Source organism: Paraburkholderia sp. (assembly GCF_026225065.1).
Lineage (GTDB): Bacteria > Pseudomonadota > Gammaproteobacteria > Burkholderiales > Burkholderiaceae > Paraburkholderia.
The window spans coordinates 1-15,568 of the sequence record NZ_JAMFSB010000217.1 but is presented as its reverse complement, the minus strand read 5'-3'; the positions used below and the strand labels follow the sequence as shown (position 1 = coordinate 15,568).

Below are 15,568 nucleotides of genomic sequence, written 5' to 3'. Positions count from 1 at the left end.
GATCACGCCCAGGACGAACAGGACGTCCATCATCGCCGAGCCCTTGGCGCCCAGAATGTCGTTGTGGATGGTGTCCGACAGCGCATGCGACTTCGACTCCTTGCCGATGACGGCGCCCAGAATCGTCGGGGTGAAGATGCCGATGCCGTAGACGCCCAGGTCCTGCAGGAACCACGGCACCGAGGCGAAAATCGTCGCGCGCAGATTGCGCTTGGCGAACAGCGCCATAAAGCTGCCGTGGCCATGACCGGTGGCGGCATTATCGATTTCGCGCGACAGCGCGATACTGGCCGGGTACTGCGGCGTGCGCACGAGCAGGCGCGTTGCTGCGGCTTCCGCACGGTCGACCGCGCCGCGGATATGCAGCCAGCCTGGGCTTTCGGTAATGTAGAAGCGGCCGATGGTCACCGCCAGCGCCGGGATGATCGCGGTGCCGTACATCCAGCGCCATGCATCGAGGTTCGGGACAGTCGCGAGCACCAGGAAGCCCACGGCGGTGCCGCCGAGTGCGCCCAACGCCTGAAAGCCGAACGCGGCCAGCACCAGTTTGCCGCGACTGGTACTCGGGATGCTTTCGGAGATGATCATGTGCGCAGTCGGATAATCGCAGCCGAGTGCGACACCGAGACCGAACAGACAGATCACGAGCGAGACAAAGTTGGTGCACACGACCAGCAGCACGAGGAACGCTACGAAGATGATCATCTCGACGATGAACATCCGCTTGCGCCCGAAGTAATCGGACATGCCGCCCAGACCCACGGCGCCCACCAGAATCCCCATCAGGCTCGCCGCGCTGATCAGGCCGTTCTGGGCAGCACCGATGCCGAACTCGCGCGAGATCAGCGGCAACGCCACACCGGTCATGAAGACAACGAAGCCTTCGAAGAATTTGCCGGCTGCCGCGAGTGCCCAGATGCGCCATTGCATGCCGGTCATCGGGACGGAAGGAAGGCGCGTGCCATCGGGCCACATCGGCCGCTCGTCGATGTACTGCTGAACCGACTTTACGGCGGCGCGCTGCACGCTGTCGGTGTCTGCCACATCATGCATATCACTCTCCTTGTTGTGTGTTGCTGTTGCGCTCGCGGTGGAGTGCGGTTCGACGAGCGGAGCGCTACCCTCGCACGGAATTGCGATGCCAACCTGCATGTTGCCGCGCACGGGTGTCGTGCGGATGACAGGCGCCACAGCAGGCGGGCCGCCAGGGGAAACCCCATCTCTGCGGGAGTGCTAAAGGATCAGCGTGGAATCGGCGAAGGACGAATGCTGCGGCGCAGCGGGGCGCGTGCGCCCGCAACTAAAAGGCGAACAGCGTGCTGGAAGTGGCGTCGTTAAGGGCAACGACGCGAATGTAGGGAGAACGTAATTGAATCGCTCGCCGTTTTCCGCCAGATTCGCCAGGTGAAAAACGCCAAACGTTAAATGGCATTGTCAAACGTCGTGCGCCATCCGCGTCAGCCGCGGCTGCCCCGCGAGATTTCTTCGCCCGCGCGATGCGGCAGGCGCAGCGTCACCGGAATGGAGGCGAACGAGCAGAGTCCGACCACGAGGAACGCCGGCCAGAAATCCGTCCACGCAATATGCGAATGACCGTGCAGCACGCGGGTAATCTGCAGGACGATCCCGCCGATCGTCACGCCAAGGCCGAGTGACATCTGCTGCACAACGCTGCCGAGGCTCGTTGCGCGGCCGACATCGCGGCTTGCGATCTCTGCATAGGTCAGCGAGTTCAAACTGGTGAACTGCAGTGCCGGAAAGAAGCCGCCGAGCAGCACCACAAACCAGATCAACCAGGTTGGTGTACCGGGAAAGAACACGCCGCAAATTGCAATCGCGATGCCGGAGAAAGCAGCATTGACGACCAGCACGTTGCGAAACCCATAGCGCCGCAAGACCGTCGACGCCATGGTGCGCATGAACATGCCACCGAAGGCCGAGGCACAGGTAATCAGGCCGGACTCGAATGCGCTCCTGCCGAGCCCCTCCTGCAACAGCAGCGGCAGCAGGAACGGCATTGCCCCGAGTCCGATCCGGAAAAGCGATCCGCCGGCGACGCTCGCCTGGAAGGTGGGAATGCGAAAAAACCGCAGATCGAGCAGCGGCAATTTGATTTTCAGCGCATAGGGCACGTAAATGGCGAGCAAAAACGCACCGCACACGCACATGCCAACCGCATTGCTATTCGACGTCATCTCGCCGCCAAGCAGCGAAAGCCCGAGCAGAAACAGGGCCGCGCCGCCTGCCGAAAGCACGAAGCCGATCCAGTCGAGCGGCCCCGGATGCGGTTCACGCGTGTTGACGATGTGACGGTTGGTCAGATAGATGCCGAGTATGCCGACCGGTACGTTGATGAAGAAAATCAGCCGCCAGTGCAGATACGTGGTGATAAAGCCGCCCAGCAGCGGTCCGGCCGCCGGTCCAAGCATGGCCGGCACGCTCAGATAGTTCATCGCGCGAATGAACTCGGATTTGGGCACTACGCGGAAAATGATGATGCGCCCGACCGGCACCATCATCGCGCCGCCCACGCCCTGGATGAAGCGGGCTACCGTGAAAGTGCCGAGCGAGCTGGACGCCGCGCACAGCAGCGAGCCGCCCACGAAGATACCGATGGCGGTGCGAAACACGGTGCGCGCGCCGAAGCGGTCGGCGAGCCATCCGCACACGGGGATGAACACGCCGAGGCCGAGCACGTAACTCGTCACGGCAATCTTGAGGCTGACCGGATCGCGGCCGAAGTCGCGTGCCATCGAGGGTAGGGCGGTCACGATCACATTTGCATCGACGCTTTCCATGAACATCGCGCACGCGACGATGAGCGGGGCAAGAAGCGCTTTCTGGACAAGTGTCATGAGTGCGACGGTCTGCAGAGGGACTACGAAGTCGCGATTATGGCATTGGAATGCGCACAATTGCTCTGAAGTGTTCCCTACATGAACGCGCAGCGCGCTTTTCGAACGCTTGTGCGGTGCACGAGGCGAGGCATGTGCGGACTATGCGGAAGGTGCGCAGGGTCCGCAAGCGGAGCGCGGCACAAACCGTGCTGGCAGACTGATGTTGCCCACGCGGCTCGCCTAGGTGGGCCATACCGGATCCGCGCATGCTGACGATTCTGCTGACCGCCTTTGTAACGCTTGTCGTGGTGCTGGTGATCGCCAACCTGTCGAGCGGCGAGAAGAAGATCGAACACAACATCGAGCGGCTCTACGCCAGCGACGATCCGCAATTTTTGCGCTCGATGGGCCTGCTGCTCGGGCCACCCGTCATCGGTGGCAACCGTTTCGAAGTACTCGTGAACGGAGACGCGATTTTTCCGTCGATGCTCGCTGCAATCCGCTCGGCGCAGAAATCCATCACGTTCGAAACGTTCATCTACTGGTCCGGCGAGATCGGCGAGCAGGTTGCGCAAGCGCTTGCCGAGAAAGCGCGCGCCGGTGTGGCGGTGCATGTGCTGCTCGACTGGATGGGCTCATCGAAGATGGACCGGCGCTATCTGCAGATACTGGGCGACAGCGGCGCCGAAGTGTTCCGCTATCACAAACCGCACTGGACCGGACTCGGCCGCATGAACGACCGGACCCACCGCAAGCTGCTGGTGATCGACGGACACGTCGGTTTCACCGGTGGCGTCGGTATTGCGCCCGAATGGACCGGCCATGCGCAGGATCCGCAGCACTGGCGCGATACGCACTTTCGCGTCGCCGGCCCGGTGGTTGGGCATATGCAGGCGGTCTTCATGGACAACTGGGTCAAGGCTAGCGGCAACGTGCTGCACGGACCGGAGTATTTTCCGGAGATCGAGCCCTGCGGCGACGGCGTCGCGCATATGTTCAGCAGCTCGCCGTCAGGCGGCAGCGACGACATGCAGTTGATGTATCTGATGGCGATCACTGCGGCGAGCCGTTCGATCCATCTGGCGAGTGCGTACTTCGTGCCGGACAAGCTGACTATCAACGCGCTCGTCGAGGCCGCGCGGCGCGGCGTCAGGGTGCAGGTGCTCACACCGGGTCAACGGATCGACACGCATACGGTGCGCGAAGCTTCACGCGCGTGCTGGGGCGATCTGTTGAAGGCAGGTGTCGAGATGTACGAGTACCAGCCCACCATGTTTCACTGCAAGCTGCTGGTGGTGGACGAATATCTCGTGTCGGTGGGGTCGACCAACTTCGATAGCCGCTCGTTCAAGCTGAACGATGAAGCGAATCTGAACATCTACGACCGCGACTTCGCGCAGCGTCAGGCGGCGATTTTTGCGGACGACCTGGCAAAGTCGGAGCAGGTGACGCTGGACGACTGGTTGCGCCGCCCGGTCAAGGAGAAGCTCGTCGAGCGGTTCGCGGCGCTGCTCGACGGGCAGCTTTGATTAAACCCTGACGGGCGGAATACTCGAGTGCTCGATGTACTGCGGCTCCTCGCGCCATTGCGTCGCCTGCTCGAACGCATAGCCGAGGGCCAGCAGCCGGGCTTCGCTCCATGCCGGACCGACGAACGACAAGCCGACCGGCAGGCCGCGCACGAGGCCTGCCGGCACCGTCAGATGTGGGTAGCCGGCCACGGCGGCCGGGGTGGAGAAGCCGTCGCCGCTGCTGTCACCGTTGATGAAATCGGTCAGCCATGCCGTGCCGCCGGTCGGCGCGACAATCGCATCCAACTGGTGTTCGCGGATCGCGCGGTCAATGCCCTCGTCACGTGAGCCCTTGCGGCAGGCGGCCAGCGCTTTTACGTAGACCTCGCTGTCGAGGTCGCCCAGCGCCTCTGCCTGGATCAGCAACTCTTGCCCGAAGTACGGCATCTCCGTCTCGTGGTTCGCATTGTTGAAGGCAATCACATCGGCGAGCGTATGAATTTGCGCGTGCGGGGCAAAGGTCGCGAGCCACAACGGTAGATCATGCTTGAATTCGTGCAGCAGCACGGACTGTTCTTCGGTGTCGTAGTTCACCTTTGGCAGGTTGATCGGGTCGATCACCTCGGCTCCCAGCATGGTTAGCCGGGCAATCGCGTAGTCGATCCGTTCGTCGACTTCGTCATGGCCGCTGAAGAACTCACGGGCCACGCCGATGCGCGCGCCGCGCAGCGCGTTTTTGTCGAGCGCGCCGAGATAGTCGGCAGGCGTAGGTGCGCCGAGCGTCGCAGGATCGCGCGGGTGCGGGCCGGCCAGCGCAGTGAGCAGCAGAGCGGCGTCGCTCACTGTGCGGGCGATCGGACCAGGCGTGTCCTGGGTGTGCGAGATCGGAATGATGCCGTCGCGGCTGATACGGCCCACGGTGGGCTTGAGCCCGACCACACCCATGATGGACGACGGCGAGACGATCGAGCCGTCGGTCTCGGTGCCGATCGCCATACGTGTGAGGTTCGCCGCGACAGCCGCCGCAGACCCGGAACTGGAGCCGCTCGTGGAGCGGTCCAGTGCATACGGGTTACGCGAGAGTCCACCGCGCCCGCTCCAGCCGCTGGTCGAGCGTCCTGAGCGGATGTTGGCCCATTCGCTCAGGTTGGTCTTGCCGAGGATCACGCCGCCGGCCGCGCGCAGGCGTTCGACCAGATGCGCGTCGCGGGTGGCGCGCACGCCGTCGAGCGCCAGCGAGCCGGCGGTCGTCGACATGCGGCCGCCCGTCGCGATGTTGTCCTTGATCACGACCGGCATGCCATGCAACGGGCCGCGTAGCGTTCCGGCCGCGCGCTCGGCATCGAGCGCGGCGGCCATTTGCAGCGCGTCGGGATTGAGTTCGATGATGCTGCGCAATTCGGGACCGCGGCGGTCGAGCCGGGCAATCCGGTCCAGATAGTGGCGGGTGGTCCCCACTGCGTTGGATGGGTCAGGGACGTTTTCACCCTGGCCGCGTGCAAGAGCCGGGGGTAGCGCGGACGCATTCCTTGTGGTGATTGCGGAGGCCAGCAGACCGATTGAAGCGAAGAAACTGCGTCGTCTCATAGTGAGGTTCTTGTTGAAATGTGAACGCGGAAGCCGCCACGCCTTGCTGCGCTTCCGTGCCGTTGCCATCGCCTCTGCGCAGTCGAGGCGATTCGCAATCGCGCGAGATTACCTTAACAAAATTAGATGGCGGCGAAAGTCTTCGCTGCGCATGAGGCGAAACAGTTGCTGGGAGCAAATATTGCTTTGCGTGCAGGGCCGGGGCACGATACTGCGTGTCCATACAGACCATGGAGGCACCCGATGTCGATCACGCTAACTTGCCGTAGTGTGTTGTGTTCCCTACTGGTTGTTGCCGCAACTACCGCTATCTCCGGGCCGGCGTGGAGCGCGGACCCGGCTGCGCCTACCGCTGCTGCGACTGCTGTCAATGGCATGCCGGCAGCACCTGGTGTCGAGACCGCGGCCCCAGTGCCTGCCGGCGACGATACCTTCCTGCTGACTATTTTTCTGCGGCACGATGAATCGAAACCGCTGCCGAAAATCAACGACGAACTGCGCGCGCAGGGTTTTTATAAGGCTTTTCCGCCTCCCGGGATCGAGGTGGTGTCGTGGTATGTGATGATGGGGATTGGCCAGGTCGTGACGTTGCGCGTGCCGGCGAACCGTTTGCGTGAGGTCAACCGGGCGATCGAGGAGACCGCGTGGGGTGGCTACCGCACGGAGTTTTATCCGACCTATGATTACAAGGCGGCTGCGCAGCATATGCGCGAGACGAATGGGAAGTAGCGGGTAGCTGAGGGAGTACGAGATGCAAGCCCATCCGATGCGCCTGTCCCCTGGGGACGACCTGCGCGGCGCGCTCGAAGACGCGCTGCACGGGCTCGGTGTGCAAGCGGCTTTTGTGCTGCAGGGCATCGGCAGTCTGAGCGTCGCGCAGTTGCGCTTCGCCGGCGTGGATCAGCCCACTGAGTTACGCGGCGACATGGAGATTCTCACGCTGGCCGGATCGATCTCACCGGATGGTGCGCATCTGCACATGTCCGTTTCCGATGCCCATGGACAGGTGTCGGGCGGACATGTGACGCGCGGCTGCATCGTGCGCACTACCGCGGAGATATTGCTGGCGCTGCTGCCGGAGCATCGTTTTTCACGCGAGCACGATGCGGGTTCGGGCTTTGCAGAGCTGGTTATCCGGCCGCAATCTCAGCGTGAGTCGCATGAGCCGGAGCCCTGAGCCGTGAGGCGGCGCACCTCAATTACCGAGCCGCCTGCATGAACGCGCGTACCTTGGCTTCATCAACCGGATTCCACCACACGCCCCCCACTTTCAGCGAGCTCGCGACAATCACCGCGTCGACGATAGAAAGAATCTCCGCAACATTACTCTCGGTGCAGCCGCTCCCCACCAGCAACGGCAGCTTCGTCGCCGCCCGGATCTGCCGCAGATAATCGGCGCTCGCAGCGTCGCCGGTACGCTGTCCAGTGGCGATGATGGCATCCGCATCGAAGAATTCGACGTCGCGCACCAGTTCTTCCAGAGCACGGTCTGCGACGATAGCGTGCGCACCGTGCTTGACATGTGCATCGGCGAACACGCTGATGCCGTCCGCGCGTAGACGTGCCCGGTAACGCAATGCGCTGGCGGCCGCACCTTCGATAAAGCCCTCGTTCGCAATGTACGCATTGGCCCATTGATTGACGCGCACGAACGCAGCGTGGCTCGCGGCGGCGATGGCCAGCGCAGGAATCGCCGCATTCGCCAGAACGTTGATGCCGATCGGCAGGCCGGTTTCACGCGCGATGCGATCGGCGGTCACGGCCATGAACGCCGAGGTTTCGTGACCGATGTCTTCGGGCTTCGAGAACGGCACGTCGCCGTGATTCTCGATGATCAGACCGTCGACTCCGCCGTGGCGATACGCAAGCGCATCGGCAAGCGCTCCGTCGTATAGCGCCTGACTCGATGCCCCTTGATACCGCGGCGAGCCTGGGAATGCAGGACAATGGATCACGCCAATAACCACGCCACGCGCGCGCCCAAAAATCCGTTTGATGCAGTCGGTCTGCCCGCGTCCGACGCCAGAAGAAGTGTCCATATCGATTCAACGTACCTGAGTTGGAGAGGCCAATGGTGGAACGGAAAGAAGCAGATCGCGCATCGTTGCGTGGTCGGGAAAGCTGGCTTGCGCGCCACGCCGGGTGACGACAACAGCGGCAACAGCCTGAGCCCAGCGCAACGCCAACGGCATTGCGAGGCCATGGCCGAATGCAGCGAGTAACGTGCCGCAAAACGCGTCGCCAGCGCCTACGGTATCGATCGCGGTCGCTCGCATGGCGGGCAGATGCTGCATGCCGCGCTCGTTGCACCACAACACGCCCTCCGCGCCGAGCGTGACACAAACCTCGCGAGCCCCCGCATGTTGAAGCGCCTCGGCAGCGCGCGCCGGATCGTCGTGGGCGCTGAGCGTTGATGCTTCCACGCGATTCACCACCAGCACGTCGACGTCGCCAAGCAGCGGCACGCAATCGAAACACACAGGTCCGGGATTGAGCAGCGTACAGCGCGCGCCGAGGCGTGCGGCGCGCAACATCTGCGCCGTGAACTCCGCGCTCAGGTTGCCCTGCAAGGCAATCCAGTCACCGGCGCGGGTCGCATCGACGATGCTGCGCGGCTCGGGATGATAACGGGCAGCGGCTTCATTGCGCGTAACGATGGTGTTCTCGCCACGCGCATCGACGGTGATGATGGACAGATCGGTCGGGTAGGGCACACGCATCATGTGGCTAGTGTCGATACCTTCTGCGCTCAATTGCGCGACGATGCGGTCCCCTTCAGCATCCTGACCGATCGCTGCGAACAGTTGAGTCGGCGTGCCTGCGCGTGCTACGACTACGGCCTGATTGGCGCCCTTGCCACCCAGATCGTAGAGCGTTTCGACAGCGAGCGAAGTCTCGCCCGCCACCGGCAGGTGGTCGACGCGCAGGCTCAGATCGAGCGCCGCGTTGCCGACCACACAGACGCGCGGTGCCAGGTCGTGATCGCCGATCGTCGTATGAGCCACCGGGTCATCTACGCGCATGACAGCGAAAGCCTAGTGCGCCGCAGCTGACGTAAGCCAGTCGAGGCAGTTGAGCCATAGCCGTGCACTGCCATCCCACGCAGAGAATTCCGGCGGCAGCCAATGATGCGACATGTCGCTCGTCCATGCCAGCGAACGGCCCTGACCAAAGGTTCCCGCGACCAGCAGCGGATGGCCAGTCTCCGGGACGGTGGCTATGACGGTGGCCCCCGGCTTGACCTGCACTTCGTTGTAACCGAGCAGATGCGGCCACGCGGTACCGAGCCCTTCCACCAGAGGATGCGAAGCCACCACCTGCGGCGTAAATCCTTCGGGAACCTCGACCCGATCGTCGTAGGGCAGGCAAGTCACGGGAAGCACATCCTCCACTGGCGTCCCGCGAAACCGCGCGCTGCCATTGATGCCCTGAAAGCTCAGATAACCGCCAATCATCATCAGCCCGCGGCCCGCTGCCACGTATTCGCGCAGCAGCTTGAGACGATTCGGCGTGCGCTGGCTCTTCGCCCAAGTGTCCGGATGCAGCAGCAGCGTATTGGCGCCGATGTCGGACAGAATGATCGCGTCATACGCCAGCAGGCCTTCGAGCGTGTTCGGAAATTCTTCTTGTGCTTCATGGCTCGGCATATGCGTGATCGCATAGCGGCTGTCTTTCAATGCGTCGAGAAACAGCGTCGCACCGTTGTGATACGTCACCGTCGGAAACTGATCGAATCCCTTGATGTGCGTCGACGTGCTGGTCCAGCTCTCTCCGGCCAGCAATACGGATTGGGTCATGCGAATCTCCTGTTAGGCGCGCGGTCAGCCGTGTCGGCGGCGGCATGCGCTGCGTAAAACCGGTTTACTGTTGAGTGGGCAGACACGCATCGAAAGCGGCCCACCCGGTTATCTGTCTATCTGCTTGCCTCGGGTTGCCGCGAAAAGACCTTGACCGGATTGGCGATCATCAGCGTTTCGATTTGCTGGTCCGTCACGCCGTGGCGTCGCAGACGCGGCACGAAGTGCTTGAGAATGTAGCCATAACCATGGCCGCCATAGCGCGTCAGCATGGTCTTGAGAAACACGTCCTGCGACATCAGCAAACGGTCGATAAAGCCGGCATCGATCAGTGCTCTGATTGCCCGTGCATTCTCTTCGTCCGATGGCGACTGCGCATCTTCGTCGGGATAGTAGTAGTCCATACCGATCATGTCGTATTCGAGCCAGGCGCCGCGACGCGCGAGCGCATGCTGGTATTCGCTATCCATGTGGCTCGGATTCATGTGGCACAGCACCGTGTGATTCAGGTCTGCGCCTTCCTGCTCGACGATATCGAGCACGCGGTGGCCATGCCGCACCCAGCCGGGCAGATGGATCGACAACGGCACGCGGGTCGCCGCGCTGGCGCGCGCGGCTGCCCGCAACGATTTCTCTTCATGCGCAGTGAAAGCTGCGGACACCCCGATCTCGCCGATCAGGCCAGCCACCACCTCGGGCTTCTCATCCGCGCCGCCGACCTCGAAAATCAGTTGCGCGGCCAGATCGTCGATAGAGCGCTCGCTGACGTAGCGCGGATGCGTCGGCTCCAGGTAGAAGCCCGTGGACATGACGATGTTCAGACCCGTGCGCCGCGCGACTTTCTGCAAGGCGGCCGGATCGCGGCCGAGGCCGAGGTTGGTCGGATCCACCACCGTATTGCCGCCGAGTTCGCGAAAGCGCATCAGTTCATCGATCGCGGCCTCGACATCGAACAACTGGCAGTTGTCGCGATTCATTAGCGGGTTCATCCGCAACGCACCGAGAATGCCGATATGCACCTTCTGTTCACCGATATCGCGTTCGCCGCAGCAGGTGGGCGGAACCCACTTGCCGGACGCATCCAGCAGAATGTGTTCGTGCATCAGCGTCACGCCCATCTGCGCGACGGGTAGCGGTCCGAGCACCGTCATGACGTGAGCGCTGTCCACGCCGACCGGCAGCGGTTCAACCGGGCAAAAGATCGACGTCATCACTCAACCCTTGCGGCCGCGTTGCGGTGTGAAAATGCGCGTGTTCATCCAGATGGCGAGCAACATGATGGCGCCCTGGATGATCTGCGTGTAGAACGGCGACACGTGGATCAGGATCAGGCCGTTGCCCAATACGGCGATCGTCAGCGCACCGAGCAGGGTGCCGAGAATCGTGCCGCGTCCGCCGAACAGGTTTGTGCTGCCGAGCACGACGGCGGCGATGACCGCAAGTTCGAAGCCGACACCCTGATTCGACGAGCCACTGCCCAGACGTGCGGTAGTGATGAGGCCGGCCAGCCCCGCCGCCGCTCCGCTCAGGACGTAGACCTTCAAGGTGACGATGCGCACGTTGACACCCGCGCGACGCACCCCTTCGGCGTTCGTGCCGATGCCGACCACGTACCGCCCGAAACGCATATGACGCAGTGCGAACCATCCGGCGAGCAGAATCAGGATCGAGATTGCCGCCGGCATCGGCACGCCGAGCAGATGTCCGCGCCCGAGTTGCACGAACCAGCCGTCGTTCTCGATCGGCACCGAGTAACCCTGCGTGATCAGCAGCGCGAGACCGCGCACTACGGAGAGCGTCCCGAGCGTCACGATGAAGGCTGGCATGCCGGCCCACGCGACGAAATAACCGTTGATCGCACCGATAAACGCGCCGAGCAGGATGCCTCCAATCAGCACCAGACTATCCGGCGCGCCCGCATGCAGCGCGATAGCGGCCAGCGCGCCAACCAGCGCGAGGGTCGAACCGATTGACAGGTCGATGCCGCCGGTGGTGATCACGAGCGTCATGGCCGTTGCTACGATCAGCAGCGGGGCGCTCTGACGCAGCACGTTCAGCAGGTTGCCCGTGGTGAGAAAGGTATCGGTTGCGAAACTGAAAGCAACGGCGCAGCAAACGAAAAACACCGCGATGCTGGCGACTCCGGCGTTGCCGTCAAGCCGGTTTCTGAACGAGAGCCGCGCCTTCTGCTTCTGCTGATCCTTCTCCTTGTGCATGGCGATTTCCATCATTGGTTCTCCGCAAGAGCCCGCGCCGAGCGTGCCTTGAATTTGCGTCCGACGATCAGGTCGACGATCTCTTCCAGATTCGTCTCGGCGACCTTGCGCTCCGCGATGTTCTGGCCTTCGTACATCACACTGATCCGGTCGCAAACCAGAAACATGTCCTGCAGGCGATGGCTGATGAGGATCACGCTGACGCCACGTTTGCTGATGGTCTGCACCAGTTCGAGCACGGCTTCGACTTCGGCTACCGCCAGTGCCGCGGTGGGCTCGTCCATGATCAACACCTTCGGATCGAACGACGCCGCGCGTGAAATCGCAATTGCCTGCCGTTGACCACCCGAGAGATTCTCGACATCGAGTCGCGTGTTCGGAATGCGGATGCCCAGGCCGTTGAGCATCTCGCGCGCATCGTGGTGCATCTTTGCGTGATCGAGCATCGGCACGCCGAGCAGACGCCGCATCGGTTCGCGGCCCAGAAACAGGTTGCCGGCGACATCCACGGTGTCGCACAGCGACAGGTCCTGATAGACCATTTCGATGTGATGTGCGCGGGCGTCGCCGGGATCCGCGAAACTGACCAGCTTGCCGTCGATCTCGATCGTGCCGCTATCGGGAATCACGGCGCCGGACAGCACCTTCGACACCGTCGATTTGCCCGCGCCGTTATCGCCGACGAGACCGAGCACCTCGCCGGGCGCTACTTCCAGATTCACACCGCGCAGCGACTGCACCGCGCCGTAGCTTTTGGTGATGTTCTCCATGCGTACGCGTGGAGGAGTGGCGTCGCTGTTCATGTGCGTGTCCTTTGCCGGCTTACTTGAAGATAGCGCGGTATTTGTCGACGTTCGCCTTCGTGACGATCGTGACCGGCACCGAGATATTCTTTTCGACCGGCTGCTTGTTGATCAGTTTGAGCGCGGCGCCGACAGCCGCCTTGCCTTCGCCTTCTGGGTCCTGCTGGACGACAGCGGAGACGAAGCCCGCGTCGATGCCCTTGATGGCCTGCGCGCTCAGATCCCAGCCGACGATCTTCAGATGATCCGTCGCGTTCTGCGAAAGGGCCGCGGCGACCAGACCGATCAAGGCCGGCTCGCCGGTCGCATAGACGACCTGCAGATTCGGATTACCCGAAATCAGGTTCTCTGCTGCAGTTTGCGCCTGATCCTGGACGTTTTGGCCATCCACGGTGGCGACGATCTTCGCCCCGGGTGCGGTGGCGACGCCTTCCTTGAAACCGTCGAGCCGCACGTTCTGGATGAAGGAATTCAACGCCCCGACCACGCCGATCTGCGCCTTGCCGCCGAGCGACTTATTGATCAGGTTAGCCGTAAATTTGCCGATGTCCACGCCGACTTTCTTGTTGTCGACGCCGACCTGCACCGAGTTGTCGCCGCTCACGATGGCGTCGATAGTGACCACCGGAATACCCGCTTTCTTCGCTTCGGTGATGGCCGGCTTGATGCCGTTGACGTCGATCGCCACCACCAGGATGGCGTCCACCTTCTGCTGGATGTACGTCTCGATCGCGTTGTTCTGTGCGTTCGGGTCGTTGTTCGAGTTGTAGATCTCGAGGTTGACGCCGGCCGCTTTCGCCGCGTTCTGCGCGCCTTCATCCATCTGGGTGAAGAAGAGCGCTTCCTGGTTGATCTGCACGAGGGCGATCTTCTTGCCCGCGGCACTGGCGAGGCCGCTGGCGCCGAGCGTCGAGAGCGCTAGCACGGTGACGGCCAGTCGGCGCAAAGCTATAGCTGCGTTCATCGAAATTCCTTTTCTGGTTAGTCGGAACAGCACGCGGAAAGCGGCCGCCCCGGGGAGTGGAAAAGACTTTCAAGGACGCAACCGACATCGCGCCCGCCTTCTTGTAAACCGGTTTATTAAAAGTAAGTGGCGAGTATTTCGGTGTCAATGTTTTCAATAAAGACCAAGGGAAAGTACTTAGGAGCGCCCTGGTTTGCAGGGAGGACTCGCCTGGCGGCGTGTGCCTGGTGGTCTGCGGCGCGAGGCTACCGCTTGCGAGGGGGCGCCACCGAGGCGCGTTCGATCAGGCTCACCGGCAGACGGTGGACCGGTTTGCCAGGTGTGGCGTCGGGCGAAAGGGGCGGGGCGTCGCTGTCGCCGGCCAGCATGGCGAGCAGGATGGCCACTCCGGCGCGGCCGAGTTCGCGCGCCGACTGCCGCAGGGTGGTGATCGGCGGCATCAGCAGACTGGCGAACTCCATGTCGTCGAAGCCGACGATCGACATGTCGCCCGGCACATCCAGACCGCGGTCGCGCAGCGTTTCGAGCATGCCGACCGCGAGGTAATCGCTGGAGGCGAACACGGCGGTTGGCGGGAACTCGCGCGAGGCCAGCTCCGCCGCGGCCACCTGGCCGAAGCGGCGATCATAGGAGCCGAACAGCACGAGCGAAGGGTCAAGCGGGATGCCGGCTTCGTCGAGCGCGCGCCGATAGCCTTCGTAGCGCTCGCGCACGGTGAGGAGCGGCTCCGGCCCGGTGACATGGGCGATTCTCGTATGGCCGGCGTCGATCAGATGCCGGGTGGCCAGATAGCCGCCCTCGCTATTGTCGACGAATACCCTCGGCACATCGACGCCTGGCACGTCCTCGTCGATCAGCACGATGTTGCTGCGCTCACCGATCAACTGCCTGAGCGAGCCGTCGTCGGGACGGTTGGTTGCGAAGATCAGGCCGTCGAGATGGCGGGTATCGAGCCAGCTCAGATAGAGCGCTTCACGTTCGAGACGGTTGCGCGTGATGCACAGCGAGAGGCCGAAGCCGCCTTCCGAGGCGGCTTCTTCGACGGCGTCGGCGAGCTCGGCAAAAAACGGATTGGCGACATCGGGCATGGCAAGGCCGATCGTTTCGCTGCTGCCGAGGCTCAGACGTCGCGCGAGGCTGTTCTGCCGATAGTTGAGTGCGATCACGGCGTCGTCGACGCGTTTTTTCGTTTCCGGCGGCAGCGAGAGCGTACCGTTCAGGTAGCGCGAGACAGTGGCCTTGGACACGTTGGCCAATTCGGCGACGTCGCGGATCGTTGAGACTTTTGCCAATTGAGCGGTTCCCGGAATGTTCGGCTTAGTGTACCGTGCCTCGCTTTTGCGCCGGATTCATCTGGGCAGTCTGTAGAGCGCCTGAAAGCCGCGCCCGGGTCAGGCGCGCGGCAGAGCGGCAGGCTGCTGTTACGGTTGCGCCGCGTCGGGCGGCGTTGCGTCCGGCTCTGCTGGACGAAAGCGCTCCTGCACCGCGACGAGCTGGTCGTCCGAGGTGGCTACCAGCCACAAGCGAGCGCCTTCCACCATCAGGCGGTTATGGTCCTTCAATACGCCCATCGAGGCCGCTGTCTGCCACATCACTGGCGCCACTTTGCTGGTGCGGCCCGAGGGCGTCCCCACTAGTAGCGAGTAAGGTCCAAGCGGCAACGAGACAAGCGGCAGCGCTGGCTTGACGCGTACTCGCCAGTCGATGAAGGGCATGTCGCTAAAGAGCAATGGTGCAGGCAAGCCGTGCAGCACCGTGAAGTCGTAGAGCGCCAGGTGCTCGCGCATGCCCGCGTACAGACGACGTATATCGCTCACCACCGCCGCGCGGATTTCGTCGTCGAACATGGCTTC

General features: G+C 62.8%; 14 protein-coding genes and 1 pseudogene. 3 read left to right on the top strand and 12 right to left on the bottom strand.

Annotation, left to right across the window (positions count from 1 at the left end):
• Together M0954_RS16085 and M0954_RS16080 are read right to left on the bottom strand one after the other, a co-directional pair.
• Positions 1–1,053, bottom strand: a 1,053-nt coding sequence (locus tag M0954_RS16085) for an MFS transporter (RefSeq protein ID WP_297354242.1), incomplete at its 3' end; no start/stop codon positions are given.
• Between the two features lie 404 nt (positions 1,054–1,457).
• Entirely contained in the window at positions 1,458–2,855 is a 1,398-nt protein-coding gene (locus M0954_RS16080; protein ID WP_122154264.1) for an MFS transporter, read from the bottom strand.
• 248 nt (positions 2,856–3,103) lie between these two features.
• On the opposite strand from M0954_RS16080, the gene cls reads away from it, so the two are divergent.
• A complete protein-coding gene (gene cls, locus M0954_RS16075; protein ID WP_297354240.1) occupies positions 3,104–4,366 on the top strand; it encodes a cardiolipin synthase in 1,263 nt (420 codons plus the stop codon).
• Here the strand turns inward: cls and M0954_RS16070 are convergent, their stop codons facing one another.
• Positions 4,367–5,935, bottom strand: a complete 1,569-nt coding sequence (locus M0954_RS16070) for an amidase (protein ID WP_297354238.1) — start codon at positions 5,933–5,935, stop codon at positions 4,367–4,369.
• Between the two features lie 243 nt (positions 5,936–6,178).
• Between M0954_RS16070 and M0954_RS16065 the strand changes: the two genes are divergently transcribed.
• Both M0954_RS16065 and M0954_RS16060 read left to right on the top strand, forming a co-directional pair.
• On the top strand, positions 6,179–6,664 hold the full coding sequence (locus M0954_RS16065; RefSeq protein WP_122154266.1) for a hypothetical protein: 486 nt from the start codon (positions 6,179–6,181) through the stop codon (positions 6,662–6,664).
• A 22-nt stretch (positions 6,665–6,686) separates the two neighbouring features.
• On the top strand, positions 6,687–7,112 hold the full coding sequence (locus M0954_RS16060; RefSeq protein WP_122154267.1) for a PPC domain-containing DNA-binding protein: 426 nt from the start codon (positions 6,687–6,689) through the stop codon (positions 7,110–7,112).
• Positions 7,113–7,134: 22 nt separating this feature from the next.
• On the opposite strand, the gene M0954_RS16055 is transcribed toward M0954_RS16060, so the two are convergent.
• From M0954_RS16055 to M0954_RS16015, 9 genes and pseudogenes are all read right to left on the bottom strand, one after another.
• A complete protein-coding gene (locus tag M0954_RS16055; protein ID WP_297354236.1) occupies positions 7,135–7,974 on the bottom strand; it encodes a BtpA/SgcQ family protein in 840 nt (279 codons plus the stop codon).
• Between the two features lie 6 nt (positions 7,975–7,980).
• The gene (locus tag M0954_RS16050) at positions 7,981–8,958 is read right to left on the bottom strand and encodes a ribokinase (protein ID WP_297354234.1); all 978 of its coding nucleotides are present in this window, start codon (positions 8,956–8,958) and stop codon (positions 7,981–7,983) included.
• A gap of 12 nt (positions 8,959–8,970) precedes the next feature.
• A complete protein-coding gene (locus M0954_RS16045; protein ID WP_122154270.1) occupies positions 8,971–9,732 on the bottom strand; it encodes a glutamine amidotransferase in 762 nt (253 codons plus the stop codon).
• 116 nt (positions 9,733–9,848) lie between these two features.
• Positions 9,849–10,943, bottom strand: coding sequence for a phosphotriesterase (locus tag M0954_RS16040; RefSeq protein ID WP_122154271.1), 1,095 nt, complete (start codon positions 10,941–10,943; stop codon positions 9,849–9,851).
• Between the two features lie 3 nt (positions 10,944–10,946).
• The gene (locus tag M0954_RS16035) at positions 10,947–11,963 is read right to left on the bottom strand and encodes an ABC transporter permease (protein WP_297354232.1); all 1,017 of its coding nucleotides are present in this window, start codon (positions 11,961–11,963) and stop codon (positions 10,947–10,949) included.
• The gene (locus M0954_RS16030) at positions 11,960–12,751 is read right to left on the bottom strand and encodes an ATP-binding cassette domain-containing protein (protein WP_297354230.1); all 792 of its coding nucleotides are present in this window, start codon (positions 12,749–12,751) and stop codon (positions 11,960–11,962) included. Before M0954_RS16030 ends, M0954_RS16035 begins: the two co-directional genes overlap by 4 nt.
• Positions 12,752–12,770: 19 nt before the next feature.
• The gene (locus M0954_RS16025; RefSeq protein WP_133891365.1) at positions 12,771–13,715 is read right to left on the bottom strand and encodes a substrate-binding domain-containing protein; all 945 of its coding nucleotides are present in this window, start codon (positions 13,713–13,715) and stop codon (positions 12,771–12,773) included.
• Between the two features lie 245 nt (positions 13,716–13,960).
• Positions 13,961–15,007 (bottom strand): LacI family DNA-binding transcriptional regulator, encoded by a 1,047-nt coding sequence (locus tag M0954_RS16020; protein ID WP_133891366.1) that lies wholly within the window; start codon positions 15,005–15,007, stop codon positions 13,961–13,963.
• A gap of 129 nt (positions 15,008–15,136) precedes the next feature.
• Positions 15,137–15,568, bottom strand: a pseudogene (locus M0954_RS16015) (hypothetical protein); the annotation flags it as partial.